The organism is Actinotignum sp. usb-actsch-213 (assembly GCF_059085665.1).
In genome coordinates this window covers 1-206 of record NZ_JBHNSQ010000013.1, presented here as the reverse complement: position 1 = coordinate 206, position 206 = coordinate 1, and the positions used below count along the sequence as shown (strand labels likewise).

The window sequence follows — 206 nt, the reverse complement described above, 5'->3', positions numbered from 1 at the left end:
GGCCTATCAGCTTGTTGGTGGGGTGATGGCCTACCAAGGCGGTGACGGGTAGCCGGCCTGAGAGGGTGACCGGCCACATTGGGACTGAGATACGGCCCAGACTCCTACGGGAGGCAGCAGTGGGGGATATTGCACAATGGGCGAAAGCCTGATGCAGCGACGCCGCGTGGGGGATGAAGGCTTTCGGGTTGTAAACCTCTTTCGCT

At 61.2% G+C, this 206-nt stretch carries 1 rRNA gene; it reads left to right on the top strand.

Features of this window, described 5'->3' with window-relative positions:
- Window positions 1–206 (top strand): 16S ribosomal RNA (locus tag AC5RK6_RS00830); the annotation flags it as partial.